The following is a 21,721-nucleotide window of genomic DNA, read 5'->3' as shown; positions in this document are numbered from 1 at the left end:
TGCCCTGATCGGGTGCGGTAGCCGTCGTTCCGCGCGGGGTGTTGTTTCGCGGGCGGTGTGGTCGGGCACGATTGTTGTCATGCGGACGGCCGGACCGATCCCTCCCCGGGTGGCGGAGGGATACCGATGAGCAGACCCCTGTATCAAGTGAAGGCGGAATTCTTCAAGACGCTGGGGCATCCCGTCCGGATCCGGGTGCTCGAACTCCTCAGCGAGCGGGACCATCGCGTCTCGGAACTGCTCGCCGACCTCGGTATCGAGCCCGCCAACCTGTCCCAGCAGCTCGCGGTGCTGCGCCGGGCCAGGCTGGTGGTGCCCCGCAAGGACGGGACGACCGTGTCCTACTCGCTGACCAGCCCGTCGGTGGCCGAACTGCTCGCCGTCGCGCGCGGAATTCTCACCAGTGTCATCACCGGTCAGCTGGAATTGCTCGACGATCTGCAGAATTCCAGTGCGGCTCCCGAGGAAGCGAATTCACCGGAAACGCGGTGAATCGTCACGTGGATTGCCGTTGCGTGCGATCGTCGTCGCTGTCCTGACCGTTATCGGCATGCTTCCCGGTCAATTCGGAATCGCCGTCGCCGCCCCGAGAGGTCGCCCTCCTCGTTTCCTCGACCAGCGAGTCGAAGATGGGGGTCCCGCACAGCTCCACATGGTCCTCCGTCGTGACAGTCCGTCGTGCTCGGTCATCTTGCCCTGGAGCGGGTTGCTCGATCCAGTCCCTCCGGGCAATGCACTCGATTGAGCTCACCCTCAGGGGTGAGCTATTCACTCACGGGAAAATCAAGTGTAGGACACGGCGTCGCCCGCGTGCTTTCCAGACTCACGGCGGCCTGTTTGCGGAAATGACGCTTCCGGTTCCCCGTCGGAGCGGGAAAGGGATTTCCTGATGGTGGCCGATCGGTTCAGCGCGTGATCGACCTCGGCCGTCGCGGGAATTCCCGATTTGGCCGTCTCGGTCGGCCCGGCGAACTCGACGCGGTAGCGGGTCGGGGTGGTGCCCAACGCCGTGGCGAAGTGCTCCCGCAGTCGGGCAGGGGTGCCGAAACCGGACTGCGCGGCGACGGCGTCGACACCGAGCGTGGTCGTTTCGAGGAGGTGTCGTGCCCGTGAAAGACGTTGTGCGACCAGCCAGTTGTGAACGGTGGTCCCGGTCCTCGCGCGGAAGGCGCGGGTGAAGGTGCTCCGGCTCATGTGTGCTCGCGAGGCGAGCCCGTCGATGCTGTGCTGCGTGTCCAGGTGGGACTGCGCCCAGCTCATCACCCTGGTGAGCGGATCCTCGTCCGGAGCGGGTACCGGGAGTTCGATGAACTGGGCCTGGCCGCCGGGGCGGTGTGGCGCGGCGACGATCCGGCGGGCGACGCGGTTCGCGACGACCTGGCCGGACGTGCGGGCGAGCAGGTGAAGACAGGTGTCGATTCCGGCGGTCGCGCCCGCTCCGGTCACGACGTCGCCTTCGTCCACGTACAGCTCTTCGGGGCGGAGTTCCACGGAGGGGAAGCGCCTCCGGAACGTCTCGATCCATTTCCAGTGGGTGGTCGCGGCGCGGCCGTCGAGGATGCCGGCGTCGGCGAGAGCGAAGACGCCCAGGCAGAGCCCGACGACGAGCGCTCCCCGTTCGTGCGCTTTGCGCAGGGCGTCGGACACGGGGGCGGGCGTCGGGGTCTCCGGAGTGGACCACCACGGCACGACGACGATGTCGGCCTCCTCAAGCGCGTCGAGGCCGGCGGGAACGTCGATGGCGTAGCCCGCGCTAGTGGGCAGGCTGCCCGGCTCCAGCGCGACGACCGTGAGCGGCCATGGCTCCATGTCTCCCGCGGGCAACTCCGGTCCCCACACCAGCGACGGTACGGCGAGGTGGAACGGGCTGATTCCGTCGAAAGCCAGGACGGCCACGCGCGGAGCGGTCATCGGGTCTCTCCTGTCGCGGATGTCGGCCGATCTCGACCATGGCTGACCCGAAACCGCATCTCGATATCGGATCGGGTCAGCCATCATGGTAGCCGTACCCACCGAAAGCGAAGGAAACACGATGACCAGCACCACTCTCCGCGAAATCAGCACCCTGCCGACGACTCCGGCGGCGCTCTCGGACGCGACGGTGATCCTCGTCGACTACCAGAACACCTACACCCGCGGCGTGATGGAGCTCGACGGCTGGGAGGCGGCGCTCGACGAGGCCGCGACCCTGCTCGCCCGTGCGCGGGCCGAGGGCGCCACCGTCATCCACGTCCAGCACGACGGCGGCGAGGGCAGCCCGTACGACCTCAAACAGGACATCGGCCAGATCCACGAACGCGTCGCCCCGGCCCCTGGCGAGCAGGTCGTGGTGAAGACCGCGCCGAACTCGTTCGTCGGGACCGAATTGGGCGACCTGGTCGACGCCGCCGGGCACCAGAACGTCGTCGTGGCGGGATTCATGACCCACATGTGCGTCACCTTCACCGCGGAAGGCGCGTTCCTGCGCGGAAACGCCCCGACCGTGGTGGCCGCCGCCTGCGCGACGCGCGCGCTCCCGTCCGTCGCCGGATCCGTGACCGCCGAGGAGCAGCACCGCGCCGCTCTCGCCACGATCGGCGACCTCTACGCCGTCGTCGTCCCGTCCTCGGCGGAACTCGGCTAGGACCCGCTTCGGCCGATTCGCGCCTGGGAAGATCGACGAGATCTTCGTGCCGGAATCGCTCGACACGGAAATCTGTCGGTGCGCCCCGCTACCGTGCCCACGTTGTCGAACTGGGGAGGGCGGGCATGGAGGGACAGGCAGCGGCACAGGCGGGGCTGGCGGACGCGCTCGTGCCAGTGGTCACGGATCTGATTCCGTTGCTGCGCGGGCGGATTCCGCGTGATCCGGCGGCGGCGCTCGGCAGGCTGGGCGCGCCGGAGGCGAAGCCGGGCGCGTTCGGTGTCGTCGCGGGTCGGCCGGTGACGGGCTCCCGAGACTCGTCGGTGGCGAGCCGCCTGAGTTCGCTCGGCGCCCCCGTTTCCGAACGGCTGCTCGGTGCGCTCGAACTGACCTTGGACGCTTTGACGGTCGTCGTCCCTGATGAAGTGAAGGCGGCGGTTCCGGGGCCGGACGCGACGCCGACGAGCTTCGCCTTCGGAATGGCGAGCGGGCCGAACGCCGCGACCGACCTCGCGATCCGCCTGCTCGATCAGTTGCGGCCGGGAATCTCCGGCCTGGTCGTGGTGCTCGTCGCGGAGCTGGCGGGGCACGAGGCCGTGGCTCCGTTGCTGGCGGCCGCCCCGGAACTCGTCGGCGAAGAAGAACTGGCCGCGGCGCACGGGGCGGTGCATCTCGCTTTGGCCGTCGCGGTCGCGGTGACGGTGCTACGGCGTGTGGAAGCTCCGCTGGTCGCGGGGACGGCGGCCGCGGTGGTCGGTGTCGCTCTGGGCGCTGTCGCGGCTCTGTTGGCCGAAATTCCGATGCCGCCGGCGTATGCGGCGGCGTTGCTGGAGAAACGCCGGGCCGAGTACGTGCTGCCGGTTCGGGCGTCGTGTTCGGTGGAGGTGCGCGACCACCGCTTCACCCTGGCGGAGCGTTCCGTCGTCGGCGAGGCCGACTTCAGCGGGAACGGTCTGGCCGTCGCGGTCCCGGGTGGGATCGCCGTGCGGACAGGTCTCGATGAAGGGCAGATGGGGGTTTCGATGCGGATCCTCGAAGGTCCACCGGACGAGCTGAACGCCGACTGGTGGGACGAGGTCGTCGAGATCTCCTGGAGAGCCGAGCGAGGCGACGCAACTTTCGGCGAGGGCGGTTCGTATGCTTCGCGAACGCCGCCGTGGCCTGGCGACTTTCGCGTCCGGGTGCACGCGATCGGCAGGGACGGCGATGAGCAGGAGCGCTATGAACTCCTGCTGTGGCAGGCACCTCCGGGGCCGGAGATCGTGCACAAGCGCAGTGACAAGCTCGGTCACGTCGTCCGCGGCGAACCCGTCCCCGACATCGAGCCGCCACCGGAAGCCGCCTACCGGTGGATCGGCAAGAGCCCGCTGGGCGAGGCGGCGACGGTCACGCTGGTCAGAGGGGCATCGCTCGCCGACGTGCTCCGCGGTTTCGGTGCGGATCCGGCCGAGCCGGAGTCCGCGCTGGAGCTCTCAGAGGATCTCGATCTCGACCCCTGGGTCTCCGTGCTGGCCGTCGACGGTGGGGTGCTCGCGGTCGAGTTCAATGGCTACCAGGGTTCCTTCCCGAGGGTGCTGGAGCCGGTGTCGCAGGCGGGTCGGACCGCGAGCCTGTTCTGGAACATCAATGGCGTGACCCGGCTTTCCTTCGCCGACAACGGGAATGTCGTCACGTCGTTCGAGCTCGGGCATGCGGTGGAGAGCGAAGATCCCGCGGCGAACGAAGCGTTGTCAGACCTGGATTTCGACAGCTACCGCGACAGCCTGGAGAAAGGTCTTGTCGCCGTCGAGCGCTACACCGGGTGTCGGCTGCGGAAGGAGGACGTCCGGCGGATGGAACAAGAAGACGTCGCGTATCGCATCCTGCCGCGACTGCCCGAGTTGTACCCCGAGGCGAGGAGACCGGACGGTTCGCGAGCGTTCCCCGGGAACGGTCCCTTGGGTGCCGAAACCGATGGGCTGGCTTTCGCGCCCGCGAAAACGCTTCGGGAGCTGGCCTGGCGAGCGGCGTCAGCGGCCGCCGAGCACGCCGGCGTCGCCGAAGAACCCGTCATCGCCACTGCGCTCGCGGAGCGTCGTCTGAGCCCTGAGGCGGAGCATCTCGCCAGGCGAGCGCAACTGCGGGAGGGCAGGGAACATGCCTGGTTGTGGCAGGCGATCCACAACGCCACCAACCCGGACGCGCTGGCCGCCGCGATCAACGCGTTGTCCGCGGCGCGGTACGGAGCCGGGCCGGCGGGGGAGAACCTGCTGGAGCACGCTCGGCGAGTGGCCCGGGGCTAGGCGCTGGTCACCTGCTCACGGACAAGAGGGCACGGACGGCGGCGCGGACGCGGTCGGCGGCCTGTTCGGGGGTGGCGGCGTCGAGTTTGCCGTCGAGCTGCAGGAACGCGAGACCGTGGACGACGGCCCAGACCGCGATCGAGAACGCGTCCGGATCGGCGTCCGGGAACACGCCACCGACGATGCTCTTGAGGTAGCCGTTGATGGCGGCGGTCGCGGCGGCACGGTCTTCGTCGCCGGGGTCGCAGGGCTCGGTGAACATCACCTTGAACAGTGCCGGGTGATCGATGGCGAACCTGACGTAGGCGACGGCGATCTCGACCAGGTCTTCGGGCGTCTCGGGAGACGGGTGGGCCGCGGCGAGCTTGACGGCGAGTTCGCGGTAGCCCTCGGCCGCGACGGCCGAAGCGAGGGCGTCGCGGTCCGCGAAATGCCGGTACGGGGCCGTCGCCGAGACACCGGCGCGCCGCGCCACCGCCCGAAGCGACAGGCTCGCGTCCCCGGTTTCCTCAAGTAACTCCCGCGCCGCGCGGATGCAGGCGTCTCGCAGGTCGCCGTGGTGGTACGACGCGTTCGCTTGCGACACGGATCACCCTCCTTGATGTTTACAGTGCACACATCCTCTGGTTAATGTGAGCACTGCACACATCGTAGGCGAGGGAGATCCGAGAGGAGAAACGGGATGACGAGCGCGCTGTTCTCGCCGTTGCGGCTGCGGTCCGGCCACGTGCTGGGCAACCGGATCGCGAAGGCGGCCATGGAGGAGAACATGGCCGGCGACGGCCAACTACCCGGCGACTCCCTGCTGGAGTTGTACCGGAGCTGGGGTCAGGGTGGCGCCGGGCTGCTGATCACGGGAAACGTCATGGTGCACGCCGAGGCGCTGACCGGCCCCGCCGGCGTGGTACTCGACGCCGCGGCCCCCTTGAAGCCGTTCGCCGAGTGGGCGGCCGCGGGCAAGGCCGATGGCGCCGCGATGTGGATGCAGATCAATCACCCCGGCCGCCAGGTACAGGCCGACATGCCCGGCGTCGTCTGGGGTCCGTCCGCGGTCGGTGTCGACCTCGGACGGCACAGCAGCCGCTTCGGCCGCCCCAGTGCGATGACCCCGGAGCAGATCGAGGCCACCGTCGCGAGGTTCGCGGTCACGGCAGCCCGAGCCGAAGAAGCGGGGTTCGACGGCGTGGAGATTCACGCCGCACACGGCTACCTGCTGTCGCAGTTCCTCTCGCCGCTGGTCAACCGGCGTGACGACCGATGGGGCGGCTCGCTGCCGAACCGGGCCCGGATGCTGCTGGACGTCGTGCGTGCGGTGCGCGAGGTCGTCTCGCCGTCGTTCGCGGTCGCGGTGAAGCTCAACTCCGCGGATTTCCAGCGCGGTGGGTTCGACGCGGACGACGCCCGCGAAGTGATCGCGATGCTCGAACCGCTCGGTGTCGACCTGGTCGAGCTGTCCGGCGGCAGCTACGAGAGCCCGGCGATGTCCGGCCGTCCCGCGGACACGCGCACCCAGGCCCGGGAAGCCTACTTTCTCGATCTGGCCCAGGATCTGGTCAAGACGAGCCCGTTGCCGCTGATGCTGACCGGCGGCATCACCCGCCGTGACACCGCCGAACGCGTCCTCGACGGCGGTGTCGCCGTGGCGGGGATGGGTACCGCGCTGGCCGTCACCCCGGATCTGCCCGGCCGGTGGCGGCACGGTGGCGAGACCGTGCGGAACCTGCGCCCGGTGACCTGGTCGGACAAGGCGCTCGCGTCGGCCGCGAGCATGGCGCAGGTCCGGCACCAGTTGCGCCGTATCGCCCGCGGTCGTCGTCCGGCGCCCGGTACTCACCCGGCTTGGGCGCTGCTCGCCGAGCGACGCCGCCAGCGGAAGGCGTTGCGCGGCTACCGCGCGTGGCTGTCCACAAGGGAGCACGATGTGGACGTCATGCCCGAAGTGACAGGAAAGGCGAAGCGATGACGAAAGTTCTGTTCGTGATCTCGGCCGCGGACCGCTGGACGCTCGACGACGGTACCGTGCACCCATCGGGGTACTGGGCCGAGGAAGTCGCCGTGCCGCACCGGATCTTTTCGGAAGCGGGCTGGGAGATCACCGTCGCGACGCCAGGCGGGAAGGCTCCGACGCTCGATCAGCTCAGCCTCGGTGTCGCCGGCGGAATGCCGGGAAAACGCCGCGAGGTGAAGGCCTACCTCGACAGTATCGAGAGCACGCTCGCGCATCCGGTCGCGCTCGACACGGTGGACGCGAACGAGTTCGACCTCGTGTTCTATCCCGGTGGTCACGGCCCGATGGAGGATCTCGCCTACGACGCCACTTCCGGCGCGCTGCTGGCCGAGCGGCTGGCCTCCGGGAAACCGCTCGCCCTGTTGTGTCACGCACCGGCCGCGGTCCTCGCGGCGACCGGCGCCGACGGCACGTCACCTTTCGCCGGATACCGGATGACGGGACTGTCCAATCGGGAGGAACTGCTCAACCGGTTCGCCAAGAAGGCGCCGTGGTTGCTGGAGGACCGGCTGAAGGACGCGGGCGTCGAATACTCGAAGGGCCTGGTTCCGTTGCGTCCCCACGTCGTGGTCGACAGGAACCTCTACACCGGACAGAATCCGCAATCCTCGAAGGACTTGGCCACCCGGCTTCTCGCCGACGTGGACTGAACCACAGGAGTTCACTGATGGCAGCGACACACCAGGAAATGATCGACGTCGAACTGGGCGACCGGACGGTCCCGGTCCCGAAAGGCGGCCTCTACGACCGGTACCGGATGAACACCGAACTCGACGAGATCGCGCGCGACCCACGGGTCCCCGGCGTCGACTTCTTCCGGCGGTTGCCGAAGACCAGGGTCGATTCGCGCATCGGCTCCACGCTCACGCCGAACTTCTACTACCGGATCTCGACGGCCCGGCTCACGATGATCGCCCGCTCCCGGGCGATCCGCGCCCGCCTGCCCCGCGAACTGGCCCCGCTGGAGATCGCTCCGGGCTTCGGCCTGGTCTCGGTGATGCTCTTCCGCTACGACGTGTGCGACATCGACTTCTACACCGAAGCCGCGGTCGGTATCGCCGTCAGGCCCGCCCGCCACGGCAAGCTGGGACTGGTCGACCTCGTCGCGGGGCTCAAGAACGATCACCTCGACACGTATGTGCTTTCCTTGCCGGTCAGCACCGAAATCGCCCAGGTCCGCGGCCACGACGGGTACGGATTCCCCAAGTGGGTCACCGGGCTCGACGTCGACATCGACGCGAACCACACCGCCGCGCGGGTCGCGAACGACGCCGGCGACACCGACATCTCCCTTTCGGCGAACACGCCGGCCCAGTCCACCTACCCGACGGGAACCCGGGTCTCGGCGCTGACCTCGTACACCACGATCGACGGCGCGTGGCATTCGACGCTGAGCCAGACCAACGTGCTCTCCGCCGGGACAGCGCGCTTTCCTCGCGACGTGGGCCTCCACCTGGGACAAGGGCGCATGGCTGACGACGTGCGCACGCTCGGCCCGACCAAAACCGTCCAGTTCGACGTCGTCACCGAAGGGCAGCTGGCCCTGCATCTTCCCTCGCCGATCTCGGTCCGGAGCTGAAGAAGTCGGCAAGGGCGCGGGCGATCGGCCCAGGGGAGTTCTCGGTGGGGAGGTGGCGCGCGCCCGGTACCCGGACGAGTGTGGTTCGCGGGATCTCCGAGGCGAACTTTTCCGCGTACTCCACTTTTTCGAAGGCGTCGTCCTCGCCCCAGACCAGCAACTTGGGCGTCGAGGATCGTCGCAACGCGGGGACGAGGTCGAGGGTGTAGTGGCTTTCGGCCGCGCCCGCCATGGCCAGCCAGGAGCGACGGCAGCGCGAATCGGCCCACGGCTCCAGATACTCCGCGATCAGGTGCTCGGTGGCGGCCTCGGCGAGGTCGGCCGTCACTGCCTGGCGGCGGGCGCGGAGGAATTCGTCGGCGGTCGTCGTCCGTTCCAGCAGCCTCACCACATGCGGTGCCGGCCAGGAGTCGTAGGTGACCGAGTTGACCAGGGCCAGCCGGGAGATCTCCAGCGGCCCCTTGGCGAGGAAATGCTGGGCGACGGCCCCGCCGATGTCGTGTCCGGCGACGTCGATCGGCTCGGCGAGGTTCAGCGCCGCGGCGAACCGCGCCACCCACTCGGCGAGCGCCGGGACGGTCGCCGTTTCCAGGGTGAGCTCGCCGCCCGCACGCCCCATACCGGGAAAGTCGACGGCGATGGGCCGCAGCCCCGCGTCGGCGAGTCCGTTCAGGATGGGAAGCCATACGCGGCTCCAGTGAGTTCCGTGCAGCAGCAGGACGACCGGACCGTCCCGTCCGGCGGTCAGGTAGCTGATCGTCTCGCCGTCGACCCGGACCGTCGACCGCATGACGCCTGCTTCAGTGCCCTTGTCCATGAGACCACTGTGGATCGGGACCGATTCCCGGGTCGAGGGGCCGGAAAGACATTCATCGTCGCATTCCTGCCAGGGATCCGGTCAGGACCGGCGGGTGCCCATCCCGCGCCACAGGAGGTCGAGCAGGCTCGTGACGTCGCGCCGCCACTCGCCGTTCGGATCGAGGTACAGCAGCCCGCCCAGGCCACGCAGGACGGTCTCGGGCTTCAGGTCGGCTCGGACGGTGCCGGCGTCGACGTTGGCTTTCAGCAGCGTGAAGACCGCGCCGACCATCGCCTCGTAGGCTCCCGCGGGCAGCTCACTGCGGGAGCTGCCCGCGGCGCGCAGGGCGTCGGCCAGTCCGCGTTTGGTCATCATGTAGTGCGCCAGGTGGTCGGTCGCCCACGTGCGGAAGGCCTGCTCCGGTGCGTGCTTCTCGAGCAGGATCGGCACGATGTCGACGAGCTGGCGCACCTCGCGCTCGTAGACCGCCAGGATCAGGGCCTCCGGGGTCGGGAAGTGGCGGTACACCGTGCCGACGCCGACTTCGGCCTGCTTCGCGATGGCGTTGAACGAGAGCTCGCCTGATCCGGCCAAGGACTTCGCCGCCGTCGCGAGGATGCGCTCGTGGTTGCGTCGGGTGTCCGCTCGCCGGGGATTCACCGATCCCGTCGTCATCGCCTCTCCTGTCCGCCGATCCCGTTCTCCGGTGAATGTAGCCGACGGAACCGGGGACCTGGAGCGACTCCAGGAGACTGCCTCGACATTGCGGAGTGGATTGCGTTCCGCTAACTTGAAAATCGAAGCGGATGAATATCCGGTTCGCTCCCGAACGCGACCCCCACCACCTCAACCTACGCCGTCGGGCCCTTGGCCCGCATGACCGGCGGAAAGAGATTCAGTGGACATCTCACTCGAAGTCAACGGCCACACGGAACGGCTGAGCGTCGATCCCGGGGTGACCCTGCTGGACACCCTGCGCGAGCGGCTCGCCGTCACGGGCCCGAAGAAAGGCTGCGACCGAGGGCAGTGCGGTGCCTGCACGGTGCACGTCGGCGGACGGCCGGTGCTGTCCTGCCTCACTCTGGCCGCCACCGTGAAGAAGCCGGTGACCACGGTCGAGGCTCTGTCCACAGAGGACGGCCTGCATCCGGTCCAGCGGGCGTTCGTCGACCAGGACGCCCTCCAGTGCGGATTCTGCACCTCCGGGCAGATCATGTCGGCGGTCGCGGCCGTCGAGCAGAACGTCGAGGACGTCCGCGAGTTCATGTCCGGCAACCTCTGCCGATGCTCGGCCTACCCGAACATCGTCGCGGCGGTCGAGCAGGCGAGGAGGGCCGATGCGTCCCTTTGAGCTGCTCGCACCCGAGACCGTCGAGGACGCGATCGCCTCGCCCGGTACGTATCTGGCGGGCGGGACCACCCTCGTCGACCTGATGAAACTCAATGTCCTCACCCCCCAGCATGTCCTGGACATCAACGCGGTCCCGTTGCGCGGCATCGACACCGCCGACGGACTGCGGTTCGGCGCGCTGGAGCGGATGAGCGACATCGCCGGACACCCCGGCGTGTACCCGGCGATCTCCCGCGCGCTGCTGCTCAGCGCCTCCCAGCAGATCCGGAACATGGCCAGCATCGGCGGGAACCTGATGCAGCGCACGCGCTGCTCGTACTTCCGGGACGTCGCCATGCCGTGCAACCGGCGGGAGCCCGGCAGTGGCTGCCCGGCGATCTCGGGCGCCAATCGGATGCACGCCGTGCTGGGCACGAGCGATTCATGCGTGGCGACCCACGCCAGTGACGTGGCCGTCGCCCTGGTCGCTCTCGACGCGCGGCTCCGCTTGATCAGCGAGAGCGGGACCCGCACGGTCGAACTGGGCTCGTTCTATCGCCTGCCCGGTGACACCCCCGACGTGGAGACCGACCTGCGCCCCGGCGAACTGATCGCCGAGGTCGTGGTCCCGCGCCTGGATTGGGCGTCGAACTCCACTTACGTCAAGGTCAGGGACAGGCAGTCCTACGAGTTCGCACTGTGCTCGGCCGCGGTCGCGCTGCGGGTCGAGGACTCGCGCGTGATCGACGCCCGGGTCGCGGCCGGTGGCGTCGCGACCGTGCCATGGCGGCTGCCCGCCGTCGAAGAGGCCTTGCGCGGCGCGCCCGCGACCGTCGCCGCGTTCGACGAGGCGGCGGCGCTGGCCACCGAGGGTGCGCGTCCGTTGTCCGCGAACGGATTCAAACCGTCGCTGCTGCGCCGGACCATCGTCCGTGCACTGCTCGAACTGACCGAGGGGAGCCGCTGATGACCAGCCGGGTGGACGGGCCGCTGAAGGTCACCGGCCGGGCCGATTACGGGGCGGACCACACCTTCCCCGGATTGGTTCACGGGTACGTCGTGCTCAGCACGATCGCGCACGGCGAGATCGAGGCGATGGAGGTCACCGCGGCGAAGGGCGCTCCTGGCGTGCTCGGCGTGTATTCGCCGTTCGATCCGCTGGAGTTGCGCACACCGGCCACGGCGGTCCTGGGCGAGACCTGGGTTCCTTTGCAGAACAGGGAAGTCGCCTACTACGGGCAGCCGATCGGCTTCGTCGTCGCCGAGACCTACGAGCAGGCCCGCGACGCGGCGATGCTGGTCGAGGTCACCTATCGGTCCCGGCCCGCGCTGACGTCGTTGGAGGACGGCCTCGACTCGGCCGAGGACGCGCCCGAGTCGAGAGGGGTGCCGTCGTCCCTCTCGGTGCTCGCCCCCGGGGTCGAGTCCATCGAAGACGCGCTGGCCGCGAGCCCGGTGGTCGTCGAAGCCACGTACAGGACCGCGACCCAGAACCACGCACCGATGGAACCGCATTCCGCGGTCGCGGTGTGGGGGCCCGACGGTCTGACGATCCACAGTGGCAACCAGGGATCCGACATCCAGGCGATGGAGCTGGCCGCGGCGCTGGACGTGAAGCCGTCCGAGGTGCACGCGGTGAATCCCTTCGTGGGCGGAGCGTTCGGGGGCAAGGGCCGGACGTCCACGCCGGCGTTCCTGGCCGCGGCGGCGGCGAGGGCCCTGGACAGGCCGGTGAAGGCGGCGCTCAGCCGCGAGCAGGTCTTCACCGCGACAGCGGGGCGCGCCGCGACCGTGCAGAAGATCGCCCTCGGCGCGGAGCACGACGGCACGCTCAACGCCCTGCGTCACGACTCCTGGTGCAGCACGGCGGCGGACCGGTCGTTCGTCGAACCGACGTCACACGGCACTTCGCGCGAGTGGTACGCGACCCGGAACCTGGCCATCAGCCAGAAGATGGTGCCGCTGCACATCCCGCCGACGACGTTCATGCGGGCGCCGGGCGAGGCACCCGGGTCCTTCGCGCTGGAGAGCGCGATCGACGAACTCGCCGCGGCGCTGAAGATGGACCCGATCGAGCTGCGTCAGCGGAACAACTCGAACGCGCCACCCGGCAACGATCTGCAATGGTCGAGCAAACACCTCGACGAATGCTTCCGGATCGGTGCGGAGCGCTTCGGCTGGGCGGATCGTTCACCGCAGGGGAAGACCGACGGGGACTGGCTGGTGGGAATCGGCACGGCCACCGCAATGTTCCCCGCGCTGCGGTTCCCGGCCACGATCGAGATCACCCTGCTGCCCGACGACACGGCCGTCGTCGCGACCAGCGGGGCCGATCCGGGAACGGGACTGCTGACCGTCCTTTCCCTAGTGGGTGGGGAATCACTCGACATCTCACCCGATCGTGTGACGCCGCGCCTCGGTGACTCGACGCTGCCGCCCGGTGGCATGTCCGGTGGTTCGACGGCCACCGCGAGCGCGGGATCGGCCATCATGATCGCCGCCGCCAAGGCGATCGACGACCTGCTGAAGCTGGCGGCCGCGCCGGGAGCGCCGTTCGAAGGCCTCGACGTCTCCTACGCGGACGGCGAGGTGCTCGGCGAAGGCCGGACGATGACCTTCGGCGAGCTGCTGCGGGCGCTGAACCGCCCGTCGCTTTCGGTGGCCGGTTCGTCCGCGCCCGGCGAAGAGCTGTCGAAGCATTCCTTCAGCTCGTTCGGTGCGCAGTTCTGCGAGGTCCGTGTGCACAAGTGGACGCGGGAGATCCGCGTGTCCCGCATGCTCGGCGTATTCGACGCCGGCCGGATCATCAACCCGACGGCGGCGCGCAGCCAGATCGTCGGCGGCATGATCTGGGGTGTGTCGGCCGCCCTGCACGAGGGGCTGGAGATCGAGGCCAACGGGCGGTTCGCCAACGGTGACTTCGCGAGCTACCTGATTCCGGTCAACGCGGACATCCCCGACGTCGACGTCCACTTCGTCGAGTACCCGGACACGCTGCACAATCCCGTCGGCGCGAAGGGCCTCGGCGAGATCGGCACCGTCGGGATGGCGGCGGCCGTCGCGAACGCCGTTCACAACGCCACCGGCATCCGCGTGCGGCACATCCCCATCCAGATCGAGGACCTGCTCGAGGATTCGTAGGGTCTCGGGTACCGGCCGAAGTACGTCGTGTCCGGGTGAGTTGGGCGATCACGTGTGATCAGGCGGCGAACTCGCGTGATCAGAGGACGTTCGCCGTCTGATCACGCGAGTTACGCCCTCGCTCACCCGAACGGCTAGCGCGACGTCATGTGCGGCAAGAGGTGACGGAGGGCCTCGGAAGGCTCCAGTCCCAGTTCCTCCAGCAAAGTTCGCCGGCACTGCAAGTACTGGTGCTGCGCGGCCGCGCGGTTGCCGGCGGCGAGGTGCGCGTCGATGAGCGCCTGATGCGCGCTTTCCCGCAACGGCTCGGCGCGCACGGCCGCCAGACCGGCGGCGACGGCCTCGCCGTATCGGCCGGCCGTGGTCAGCCGTTTTGCCATCGCCTCCAACGCGTACAGCCGCAGCTGGTGGTACTGCTCCTTCCTTGGCGGCCGGGGGATGGGAACGGGCGACCGTGTGTTTCTTGTGCGCGATGTCCTTTTTCAGCACCGCGAACTTCGGGTCGCTGCCCGGTCCTCTGGCCAGCCTCGCGGCCACCGCGCCGTTGCCGACCTTGTCCTGTGACTCCTTCTGGGAAGGGTCCGCCGTCGGCTTCTTGTCACCGGCCCGCAACGCGGCCAGCGCCGCGGCGTTGGACGGCGGCACCCGAGCCGGTTTCCGTTGTGGTGGGCGCTCTTTCACCCTCACCGGTGCCGTGGCCTTGGCCGTCGTCACCCTGGGGCGCTTCGCACGAGCCCTCGGCGGCGGTGGCATGCGACAGCTCTCCTCCCGCTACGGGAACCTCGGACAGCGTCGCAGCCCGCCGTCACCAAGGCGTCGCGGAAACGTCCTCGGCGGTGATAATCGGCATGTCATTCCTCGACCACGAGAACCGGGGCCGAACACGATGTCCGCGAGGCAAGACGGAGACAGCTGGGATCTGGCTTCCAGCGTCGGTGCGACAGCCACCATGGCCGCGACGGCCAGAGCGATCGCGACTCGCGCGGATCGTTCGCTGATCGACGATCCGTTCGCCGAGCCGCTCGTCCGGGCGGTGGGCGTCGATCTCCTCACCCGGCTGGCGGCCGGCGAAGTCGCGCCCGGCGAGCTGGTCGAGCAGCTGTGGATCGACGTCGCCAAGATCCGCACCAAGTTCTACGACGAGTTCTTCCTCGACGCGACGAACGCGGGAATCGCGCAGGTCGTGATCCTGGCGTCAGGCCTGGATTCCCGGGCGTACCGGCTTCCTTGGCTCGCCGGGACCGTGGTCTACGAGCTCGACCAGGCGCAGGTCATCGAGTTCAAGACGCGCACACTCGCGGAGTTGGGGGCCGAACCCACCGCGGACCGGCGAGCAGTCGGGGCCGATCTCCGTGAGGACTGGCCCTCGGCACTGCGCGCCGCCGGTTTCGACCCGGCCCGGACGACGGCGTGGAGCGCCGAAGGGCTGCTGGGCTATCTCCCGCCCGAGGCACAGGACAGCCTGCTGGACACCATCACAGAACTCAGCGCCCCAGGAAGCCGGATGGCCACCGAAAGCAAGCCCAACCCTCGGCCGGGTGAAGAGGACAGGACAAAAGAACGCCTGGACAGCATCTCCGAGCGTTGGCGTGAGCACAGCGTCGACACCGACATGACGCGGCTCCGTTATTTCGGCGAACGCAACGAAGCAGCGCCGTATCTGGCCGAACTCGGCTGGACGCTGGCCACAGCCAGCATCCGAGAGCTGTTCGCTGTCAACGGTCTTCCGGCCTTGGAGGATGGAGGCATGCGCTTGGGTGACACGCTCTACGTCAGCGGCACGCTGGGCGCTAAGCGTCCAGCGTGACATCGGAGGTCGGTACCGACTGGCAGGTCAGGCAGTGGTCGTCGGGGAGGCCGTCCGGCGGCGTGACGAGATGGGCGGTGGTCCCCGCGAGCACGGAAACCGCGCAGCTCTCGCATTGGCCGAGGCGGCAACCGCTGGGCAGGGACAGCCCGCTCTTCTCCGCGAACTGCAGGAGCGTCCCGTCGGTTTTGCGCCAGACCTCTTCGCGACCGGAACGAGCGAACCGCACGGTCGCCGTCGCGTTGTCGGCGATGGTCACCGACGTCGGGGCGGCTTGGAACTTTTCCGCGAAGATGTCCGAGCGGGGCACGCGGCGGGCCAGCAGACCGGAGGTCACCTCCTCGATCATGGATCCGGGACCGCAAAGGTAGAAGCGGGCCCTTCGGTCGACGAGCGAAGCGTCGACGCTGTCGGCCGACACCCGTCCACGGACGTCGTAGGTATCGCCAGGTTCCGGTTGGCTGTAATGGTCGACGACGCGCACCGTGCGGAGACGTTTCGTCAGGGTGTCGATCCGTTCGCGGAAAGCATGGCTCCCGGAGTTCCGGTTCCCGTAGTGGAGAACGATTTCCGGCGCGCTACCGGACTCGTTCGCAAGTGTCTCCAGGAGGCTGAGGAAAGGCGTGATCCCGATCCCGGCGGCGATCAGCACCAGGGGCTGCCGGTGGCCCGGCGGCAAGGCGAACATGCCGGAGGGCGGTGACACCAGCACCCGGGCGCCCGCCTGGAAGCGTTCGTGGACGAGCGGCGAGAACTGTCCATCCGGCAACCGACGGACGGCGACGCTGTAGGCGGTGCGGGCGGTGTCGCGGGCGGCGGCTGTGAGCGAATAGCTGCGCGTCACCAGCGGTTCGTCGGCCGAGGCCAGGGTGATGTGCTGGCCGGGACGGAAGTTCGGCAGCTCGCAGCCGTCCACCGGGCGCAGGTCGAGCGTCAGGATGTCGTCCGTTTCCAGCGCCGCGCGGTCCACGATGAACTCGCGCTCCGCGGTCCACGGCGCCGGCCCGATCGGCCGGACGTCGCAGGCTGTCGAGCGGAGCGCGACCGAGCCGCTGATCGGGTCCCTGGTGTCGTCGCCGATCAGCAGGTTGTAGTTCGCCCCGCCGTCGCCGAGCGGGTCCGAACCCGGCAGCGCGAGATCGGGAGCCGATTGCCACCAGCCGTATTCGGCCACGACGACGTCGGGGTGCAGCGCCGGATCGATCCGGGCGCGCATCGCGACCGTCGCGGCGAGGGTCTTGATCTCGACCCACTGACCGGTGACTATGCCGCGGTCGTTCGCGAGTTCGACGCTGAGATCGACGGTCGGCTCGGGTGACCGGCGCCGCAACGAGGAGATCCCGTGATGCTGGCTGTGGCAGAAGTACCCGTTCTTCGCGCAGGTCAGGATCAAGGGGTACCGCGTGTCCACCTCCGGCGTGCGGGCGACCGGGACCGGCGACTGACCGTGCTCGGCGAGACGTTCGGAATACAGCTCGACCCGCCCGGTCGGAGTGGCGAAACCGGCGACACGGCCGTCGCGTTCTTCGGCGTACTTCCGGAATCCGGTCGGCAGCGGCACATCGACACCGCCCGACTCGTCGCGGAGCCGCTCCGCGGTGAGCTCCAGCGGAGCGAGCTGGTGGTCCCAGCCGGTTTCGATCCGTCCGCCGAAGAACTCTTCGGCCATGCCGAGACGGGCAGCGAGGTCGAAGACGAACTCGGTGTCCGAACGGGACTCGCCGACCGGTTCGATCATGCGTGGCCGGAGCTGGACCCGTTCCTGCGCCGACGGGGTGATCTCGAAACCCGCTCTGAAGGCTTCGTGCTCCCAAGGAGTGTTGACGGGCAGCAGAAGGTCGGCGAAGCGGGAAGTCGGGTTCTCGAAGAGATCGAGGTGCACGGAGAAGTCGAGGCTTCGCAACGCCTCCGCGGTCCTCTGTGGATCGGGCTGCGACAAGAGAAGGTTGCCACCGAAGGAGACCAGAGCCCGGACACGGTACGGATCACCGGCGATGGCGGCCTGGCAGAAGTCCCGGGAGTTGATCCATCCCTGCGACGGTGGTCCGATCGGGAAGTTGTTCAGCCCCAGGGCCTTTGCTCGTTGCCGTGGGTCGAGCTGGTCGTGCGATGTGACGGGATTCGTCGGCTGCTTGGGCAGCACGACGTTGCCACCGGGAGCGTCGTAACTGCCGGTGAGGGCGTACAGGGTCGCGATCGCCCGCTCGGTCTGCGTCGCGTTCGCGTGCTGCCCGATCCCGGTCCACGCGGCGTACGAAACACTCTCCGCGGCAAGGAGTTCATCGACGAACGCCGCGATGGAGGCGGCGTCGATCGTGGTGGTGGCGGCTGTGCGGTCGAGCGGCCAATCGGCGCACGCCTGCGCGTACAGAGCGAAACCTGGGACGCATTCGACGATCCCGTCTCGCGTCGGTACGCGCCTCGTCCCGTGCAAGGCGAACTGCTCGGCCTTCGAGGACAGGACGGTCGTGTCGACAGGCTCGGCCGCGCTCGTCGTCTCGTTCCACGCGACGAAACCGGCGAGACCCGGTTCGAGGTCGGCGGCCCGCAGGAATCGGCCGGTGTCCCGCCGCACCAGGAGTGGCCCGTTGGTCCAGCGCCGGACGAAGTGTTCGTCGTGTCCTCGCCGGTTCAGGAGCTGATGGGCGACACCGAGGGCGAGGGCGTCGTCCGTGCCGGGCTGGATCCGCAGCCAGAGGTCCGCCTGCAGCGCACCGGTGGACCGGCGAGGATCGACGACCACGAGCCGTGCCCCGCGCGCCTTGGCCTCGGCCAGCGCGGCGGACTGCGCGAGCCACGACTTCGCCGGATTGTGACCCCACAGGATCGCCAGGTCGGTCCTGGCGTAGTCGGGCCCCGGGAGGGCGCTGCCGAAGGTGAAGGCGTGGGCGAAATCCTTGTGCCAGTTGCAGATTTCGGTGCTGTACAGCGTGTTCGGGCTGCCGAACAACCTGATGAACCGCTCCACCCAGTCGATCGAGTCGGACATCGGCGTCCCGCTCGGCGAGGTCACGGAGAACGCGACGGATTCGGCGCCGCTTTCGGCCCTGATGGTTCCCAGCCGGTCGGCGATCTCGGCCAGCGCCTCTTCCCAGCCGATCTCCGTCCACTGTGGATCGGCGGCGGATTTGGGCGTCGTCCGCCGCAGTGGCCTGGTCAGCCGCTCGGGGGAGTGGACCAGCTCGGGAGCGGCGCGGCCCTTGGGGCACATCGCGGCACCGGTCGGATGGACGGGATCCGGGCGGACACCCGTCATCATCCCGTTCTCGATCGTGTAGATCGCGCCGCATCGTGAGCGGCACAGAGTGCAGTAGCCTCGAACGTCGGCCATAGGGCTCACTTCGCCCGGTCGAGAAAGGCTTCAGCGAGCAGGTTGGCGATCGCCCAGTCCTGCATGGCCACCCCGACGCTCTTGAAGACCGTCCGGCCGGCTCGTGCTCCCATTCCCGTGGCCAGCGCGTCTCCCAGCTCGACGAGGTCGTCCTCGGTGATGGCGCCCGTCCCGAGAGCGTGGATGATCTCCCCGGCTTCTTCGAGGATCGCTTCTCGTTCGTCGATCACGACGGTCGCGCCGGCGAGCAGCCCGTCGGGGAGTTCGCGCATGGTCGGGCGGAAGGCGCCGATGGCGTTGACGTGCGCGTTCGCGGTCAGCGACGTGGGGGAGAACAGCGGAGTGGTCGACGTTGTCGCGCAGCAGACGATGTCCACACCGCGGACCGCCTCGTCGGCGTCGGCGACGCCGAGGACGGTGTCGATCCGCAATTCGGCACCGAGGGCCTTGGCGAGCGTGTCCGCACGGTCGAGGCTGTGGTCGACGACCCTGAGTTCGGTCAGCGGCCGTACGGCGTGCACGGCGCGGACCTGATCGGGGGCCTGCCCGCCGGCACCGATGAGAGTGCAGGTCCGGGCCTCGGCCGGGGCGAGCAGATCGGTGGCGACGCCGACGATCGCACCGGTCCGGATCCGGGTCACGTCGGCTGCGTCGGCGACGAGATGACGTCCGTGGCCGAGTTCGCTCCACACGACGGTTCCGACGATGGCAGGCACGCGGTCGGTGAAGTTGAGGCTCAACGTCTTGATCATCGCCGAGGCGGTCGGGCGGTGGTGTGTCGACATCACGAGGAACGCGCCGTCGCGCAACGCGGTTCGCGTCGGCATCTCGAATTCGCCGCGACGCAGCGCGAGAAACCCGTTTCGGACCGCGTCGATCGCGGCGGACATGGGGACGGCGGAACGGATCTCTTCCGGGCCGACAGTGACGACGTCCATGAAGTCCTCCTGATCATTCGTCAGCGCAGTACGAAACCCGGGACGAGGTCGTCATCGGGGTCGACGACGAACCGGTGGTCGCCGGTGTGGAACGCTCGCCCCGACACGACAGGGATCACCGCGTCACGTCCCTCGACCTCGGTCGTGCCGGCCACGCGAGCGCGCCAGGTGGAACCGACGATCGACGAATGGACGAGAGTGTGGTGGTCCGCCAGCCGTCCGGACGCGTGCAAAGCCGCCACGCGGGACGCGGTCCCCGAACCGCAGGGTGATCTGTCCACCTGACCGTCGGCGAAAACGGTCACGTTGCGCTGGCTGAGGTCACCGTTCTCTTCGACGCCGAGTTCGTCGAAGAAGATCACGCCGTAGATCCCGCTGAGCCTCGGATCGTTCGGGTGGTCGGCGTACGCGCCGGCGTTGAGCCGGTTCTTGATCTCCCGGCCGAGTTCGATCAGCTCGGGGAGCGAGGCCTTGTCGACGGCGAGACCGAGGTCGGCCGCGGACACGTGGGCGTACATCGCCCCGCCGAACGCGATCACGCAGTGCGCCGTGCCGCGTGACGCCTGAACGACGACGTCGTCGTTCAGGAGATAGCTCGCGACGTTGACGAAGTCGACCGAGGTGACCCTGGAGCCGACCGTGGTGACGCGCGCGGTCACTCGGCCGGAGGGAACGTCGATCACCACGTCGGTGACGCCGCCGGGATCGGCGGGCACCAGACCGGTCCGCACCGCCCAGGTGCCGAGACACATCGTGCCGTGTCCGCACGCCGCGGAGAAGCCGTCCTTGTGCCAGAAGAGGACGCCGAAGTGGGCCCCCGGGTCGTCCGGCGCCACGACGAAGCCGCCGTACATGTCCGCGTGCCCGCGCGGTTCGGAACAGAGCAGCCGCCGGAGTCCGTCGATTTCGGGGTCGGTCGTGGCCGCGACACGCTTCTCCGCGACCGTCGGAGCGTCCGGTTCCGCCAGTTCGGTGACGATCCTGAACGGTTCGCCTCCGCAGTGGTAGTCCACTGCGAAGTACTCATCGCTCGTCATGCGACCTCCCGTCGAGTAGTATGTGACATTGTACAGTCGCGGTGGAGGGATTTCGATGGCTGAAGACGAGTTCGCAGGGCTTCCCCGGGTCAGCGGCCGCCGCAACCTGCGGGACGAGGTCATCGAGACCCTGCGCGGCGCTGTGATCTCGGGCGGGATGCGGCCCGGCGTCGTCTACTCCGCGCCCACGCTGGCCGAGCGGTTCGGCGTGTCCGCGACGCCGGTGCGCGAAGCGATGCTCGACCTGGTCAAAGAAGGTCTCATGGAGACCGTGCGGAACAAGGGTTTCCGCGTCACCGAGCCCACCGAGCACGAACTCGACAACTTCACCGAATTGCGTGCCCTGATCGAGGTGCCCACCGTGCGCCGGATCGCCGAGTCCGGTGTCGACCCGGACACGTTGAGGCGTCTCCGCGAACTCGCGGCCGCCGTGGAGCGGGCGGCTGCCGCGAACGACCTCATCGGACACGTCACGGTGGACATGGAGTTCCACCTCGCGCTGCTCGGCCTGGCGGGCAACGAGCACCTCGTCGACGTCGTCCGGTCGCTACGGGCCCGATCGCGGATCTACGGTCTCAAGGTGCTGGCCGAACGCGGACGCCTGATCCCCTCGTCGCGCGAACATTCCGAGCTCGTCGATCTGATCGAAGCCCGCGACGCGGATGGTGCCGAGGATTTGATGCGTCGCCACATCGGACACGTGCGCGGTATCTGGGCCGCCGGCTGGTCGTGAGTGGCGATTCGGGTTAGGTGGGGAAAAAGGAAAACCCAACAACCCCCCCCCCCCCACAGGAGCCGCCCCGGCGGTTGTAAAAGCCCGCGCCCCCCCCCCCCCGCCGCCCGCGC

19 protein-coding genes are annotated in these 21,721 nt (G+C 68.8%); 11 read left to right on the top strand and 8 right to left on the bottom strand.

Annotated elements, in window-relative coordinates; translation table 11 throughout:
* Positions 1-126 precede the first annotated feature (126 nt).
* A complete protein-coding gene (locus AB0N89_RS01650) occupies positions 127-492 on the top strand; it encodes a metalloregulator ArsR/SmtB family transcription factor (RefSeq protein WP_364199070.1) in 366 nt (121 codons plus the stop codon).
* Between the two features lie 291 nt (positions 493-783).
* Here AB0N89_RS01650 and AB0N89_RS01645 read toward each other — a convergent pair whose 3' ends face one another.
* A complete protein-coding gene (locus tag AB0N89_RS01645) occupies positions 784-1,911 on the bottom strand; it encodes a helix-turn-helix domain-containing protein (protein WP_364199068.1) in 1,128 nt (375 codons plus the stop codon).
* A 121-nt stretch (positions 1,912-2,032) separates the two neighbouring features.
* Between AB0N89_RS01645 and AB0N89_RS01640 the strand changes: the two genes are divergently transcribed.
* Positions 2,033-2,623: a cysteine hydrolase family protein gene (locus AB0N89_RS01640; RefSeq protein WP_364199066.1), complete on the top strand. Its 591-nt coding sequence runs from the start codon at positions 2,033-2,035 to the stop codon at positions 2,621-2,623.
* A 125-nt stretch (positions 2,624-2,748) separates the two neighbouring features.
* The gene (locus tag AB0N89_RS01635) at positions 2,749-4,905 is read left to right on the top strand and encodes a DUF6461 domain-containing protein (RefSeq protein ID WP_364199064.1); all 2,157 of its coding nucleotides are present in this window, start codon (positions 2,749-2,751) and stop codon (positions 4,903-4,905) included.
* A 7-nt stretch (positions 4,906-4,912) separates the two neighbouring features.
* On the opposite strand, the gene AB0N89_RS01630 is transcribed toward AB0N89_RS01635, so the two are convergent.
* Entirely contained in the window at positions 4,913-5,491 is a 579-nt protein-coding gene (locus AB0N89_RS01630) for a TetR/AcrR family transcriptional regulator (RefSeq protein ID WP_364199062.1), read from the bottom strand.
* Between the two features lie 96 nt (positions 5,492-5,587).
* On the opposite strand from AB0N89_RS01630, the gene AB0N89_RS01625 reads away from it, so the two are divergent.
* The 3 genes from AB0N89_RS01625 to AB0N89_RS01615 are packed head-to-tail and all read left to right on the top strand — an operon-like array spanning position 5,588 to position 8,492.
* Complete coding sequence (locus AB0N89_RS01625; RefSeq protein ID WP_364199060.1) at positions 5,588-6,868, top strand: NADH:flavin oxidoreductase/NADH oxidase family protein; 1,281 nt, start codon at positions 5,588-5,590, stop codon at positions 6,866-6,868.
* A complete protein-coding gene (locus AB0N89_RS01620; RefSeq protein ID WP_364199058.1) occupies positions 6,865-7,563 on the top strand; it encodes a type 1 glutamine amidotransferase domain-containing protein in 699 nt (232 codons plus the stop codon). The genes AB0N89_RS01625 and AB0N89_RS01620 overlap by 4 nt, the downstream gene beginning before the upstream one ends.
* Before the next feature lie 17 nt (positions 7,564-7,580).
* Complete coding sequence (locus AB0N89_RS01615; protein ID WP_364199056.1) at positions 7,581-8,492, top strand: acetoacetate decarboxylase family protein; 912 nt, start codon at positions 7,581-7,583, stop codon at positions 8,490-8,492.
* On the opposite strand, the gene AB0N89_RS01610 is transcribed toward AB0N89_RS01615, so the two are convergent.
* Positions 8,437-9,309, bottom strand: coding sequence for an alpha/beta hydrolase (locus AB0N89_RS01610; protein ID WP_364199054.1), 873 nt, complete (start codon positions 9,307-9,309; stop codon positions 8,437-8,439). The two genes, AB0N89_RS01615 and AB0N89_RS01610, sit on opposite strands and share 56 nt — an antisense overlap.
* 81 nt (positions 9,310-9,390) lie before the next feature.
* The gene (locus AB0N89_RS01605) at positions 9,391-9,966 is read right to left on the bottom strand and encodes a TetR/AcrR family transcriptional regulator (RefSeq protein ID WP_364199052.1); all 576 of its coding nucleotides are present in this window, start codon (positions 9,964-9,966) and stop codon (positions 9,391-9,393) included.
* A gap of 223 nt (positions 9,967-10,189) precedes the next feature.
* Here AB0N89_RS01605 and AB0N89_RS01600 point away from each other — a divergent pair, with 223 nt between their 5' ends.
* From AB0N89_RS01600 to AB0N89_RS01590, 3 genes are read left to right on the top strand one after another with little or no spacing between them, the layout of a single operon-like run.
* The gene (locus AB0N89_RS01600) at positions 10,190-10,642 is read left to right on the top strand and encodes a (2Fe-2S)-binding protein (RefSeq protein WP_364199050.1); all 453 of its coding nucleotides are present in this window, start codon (positions 10,190-10,192) and stop codon (positions 10,640-10,642) included.
* A complete protein-coding gene (locus tag AB0N89_RS01595; RefSeq protein ID WP_364199048.1) occupies positions 10,629-11,588 on the top strand; it encodes a xanthine dehydrogenase family protein subunit M in 960 nt (319 codons plus the stop codon). Before AB0N89_RS01600 ends, AB0N89_RS01595 begins: the two co-directional genes overlap by 14 nt.
* Positions 11,588-13,762 carry a xanthine dehydrogenase family protein molybdopterin-binding subunit gene (locus tag AB0N89_RS01590; RefSeq protein WP_364199046.1) on the top strand — a complete coding sequence of 725 codons (2,175 nt, stop codon included), beginning with the start codon at positions 11,588-11,590 and terminating at the stop codon, positions 13,760-13,762. Before AB0N89_RS01595 ends, AB0N89_RS01590 begins: the two co-directional genes overlap by 1 nt.
* Positions 13,763-13,896: 134 nt before the next feature.
* Here AB0N89_RS01590 and AB0N89_RS01585 read toward each other — a convergent pair whose 3' ends face one another.
* Positions 13,897-14,142, bottom strand: a complete 246-nt coding sequence (locus tag AB0N89_RS01585) for a bacterial transcriptional activator domain-containing protein (protein WP_364199045.1) — start codon at positions 14,140-14,142, stop codon at positions 13,897-13,899.
* Between the two features lie 92 nt (positions 14,143-14,234).
* Here AB0N89_RS01585 and AB0N89_RS01580 point away from each other — a divergent pair, with 92 nt between their 5' ends.
* Entirely contained in the window at positions 14,235-15,569 is a 1,335-nt protein-coding gene (locus tag AB0N89_RS01580; RefSeq protein WP_364199044.1) for a class I SAM-dependent methyltransferase, read from the top strand.
* Here AB0N89_RS01580 and AB0N89_RS01575 read toward each other — a convergent pair.
* From AB0N89_RS01575 to AB0N89_RS01565, 3 genes are read right to left on the bottom strand one after another with little or no spacing between them, the layout of a single operon-like run.
* Positions 15,553-18,900 carry a molybdopterin-dependent oxidoreductase gene (locus tag AB0N89_RS01575; RefSeq protein WP_364199042.1) on the bottom strand — a complete coding sequence of 1,116 codons (3,348 nt, stop codon included), beginning with the start codon at positions 18,898-18,900 and terminating at the stop codon, positions 15,553-15,555. The genes AB0N89_RS01580 and AB0N89_RS01575 overlap by 17 nt on opposite strands.
* A 5-nt stretch (positions 18,901-18,905) precedes the next feature.
* A complete protein-coding gene (locus tag AB0N89_RS01570; RefSeq protein ID WP_364199040.1) occupies positions 18,906-19,838 on the bottom strand; it encodes an ornithine cyclodeaminase family protein in 933 nt (310 codons plus the stop codon).
* Between the two features lie 20 nt (positions 19,839-19,858).
* The gene (locus AB0N89_RS01565; protein ID WP_364199038.1) at positions 19,859-20,875 is read right to left on the bottom strand and encodes a proline racemase family protein; all 1,017 of its coding nucleotides are present in this window, start codon (positions 20,873-20,875) and stop codon (positions 19,859-19,861) included.
* A 55-nt stretch (positions 20,876-20,930) separates the two neighbouring features.
* Between AB0N89_RS01565 and AB0N89_RS01560 the strand changes: the two genes are divergently transcribed.
* Complete coding sequence (locus AB0N89_RS01560; protein ID WP_364199036.1) at positions 20,931-21,608, top strand: GntR family transcriptional regulator; 678 nt, start codon at positions 20,931-20,933, stop codon at positions 21,606-21,608.
* Positions 21,609-21,721: the final 113 nt, after the last annotated feature.

Origin of the sequence: Amycolatopsis sp. NPDC089917, from assembly GCF_040684635.1 — a bacterium.
Taxonomy (GTDB): domain Bacteria; phylum Actinomycetota; class Actinomycetes; order Mycobacteriales; family Pseudonocardiaceae; genus Amycolatopsis.
Note: the sequence above shows the minus strand (reverse complement) of the source record. Positions and strands in the feature narration are given on the sequence as shown.

Bases quoted from the DNA above. Each gene is read 5' to 3' on its own strand.
- AB0N89_RS01650 (WP_364199070.1), top strand. From the start codon at position 127: ATGAGCAGACCCCTGTATCAAGTGAAGGCGGAATTCTTCAAGACGCTG.
- AB0N89_RS01645 (WP_364199068.1), bottom strand. From the start codon at position 1,911: ATGACCGCTCCGCGCGTGGCCGTCCTGGCTTTCGACGGAATCAGCCCG.
- AB0N89_RS01640 (WP_364199066.1), top strand. From the start codon at position 2,033: ATGACCAGCACCACTCTCCGCGAAATCAGCACCCTGCCGACGACTCCG.
- AB0N89_RS01635 (WP_364199064.1), top strand. From the start codon at position 2,749: ATGGAGGGACAGGCAGCGGCACAGGCGGGGCTGGCGGACGCGCTCGTG.
- AB0N89_RS01625 (WP_364199060.1), top strand. From the start codon at position 5,588: ATGACGAGCGCGCTGTTCTCGCCGTTGCGGCTGCGGTCCGGCCACGTG.
- AB0N89_RS01620 (WP_364199058.1), top strand. From the start codon at position 6,865: ATGACGAAAGTTCTGTTCGTGATCTCGGCCGCGGACCGCTGGACGCTC.
- AB0N89_RS01615 (WP_364199056.1), top strand. From the start codon at position 7,581: ATGGCAGCGACACACCAGGAAATGATCGACGTCGAACTGGGCGACCGG.
- AB0N89_RS01610 (WP_364199054.1), bottom strand. From the start codon at position 9,309: ATGGACAAGGGCACTGAAGCAGGCGTCATGCGGTCGACGGTCCGGGTC.
- AB0N89_RS01605 (WP_364199052.1), bottom strand. From the start codon at position 9,966: ATGACGACGGGATCGGTGAATCCCCGGCGAGCGGACACCCGACGCAAC.
- AB0N89_RS01595 (WP_364199048.1), top strand. From the start codon at position 10,629: ATGCGTCCCTTTGAGCTGCTCGCACCCGAGACCGTCGAGGACGCGATC.
- AB0N89_RS01590 (WP_364199046.1), top strand. From the start codon at position 11,588: ATGACCAGCCGGGTGGACGGGCCGCTGAAGGTCACCGGCCGGGCCGAT.
- AB0N89_RS01585 (WP_364199045.1), bottom strand. From the start codon at position 14,142: ATGGCAAAACGGCTGACCACGGCCGGCCGATACGGCGAGGCCGTCGCC.
- AB0N89_RS01580 (WP_364199044.1), top strand. From the start codon at position 14,235: ATGTCCTTTTTCAGCACCGCGAACTTCGGGTCGCTGCCCGGTCCTCTG.
- AB0N89_RS01575 (WP_364199042.1), bottom strand. From the start codon at position 18,900: ATGGCCGACGTTCGAGGCTACTGCACTCTGTGCCGCTCACGATGCGGC.
- AB0N89_RS01570 (WP_364199040.1), bottom strand. From the start codon at position 19,838: ATGGACGTCGTCACTGTCGGCCCGGAAGAGATCCGTTCCGCCGTCCCC.
- AB0N89_RS01565 (WP_364199038.1), bottom strand. From the start codon at position 20,875: ATGACGAGCGATGAGTACTTCGCAGTGGACTACCACTGCGGAGGCGAA.
- AB0N89_RS01560 (WP_364199036.1), top strand. From the start codon at position 20,931: ATGGCTGAAGACGAGTTCGCAGGGCTTCCCCGGGTCAGCGGCCGCCGC.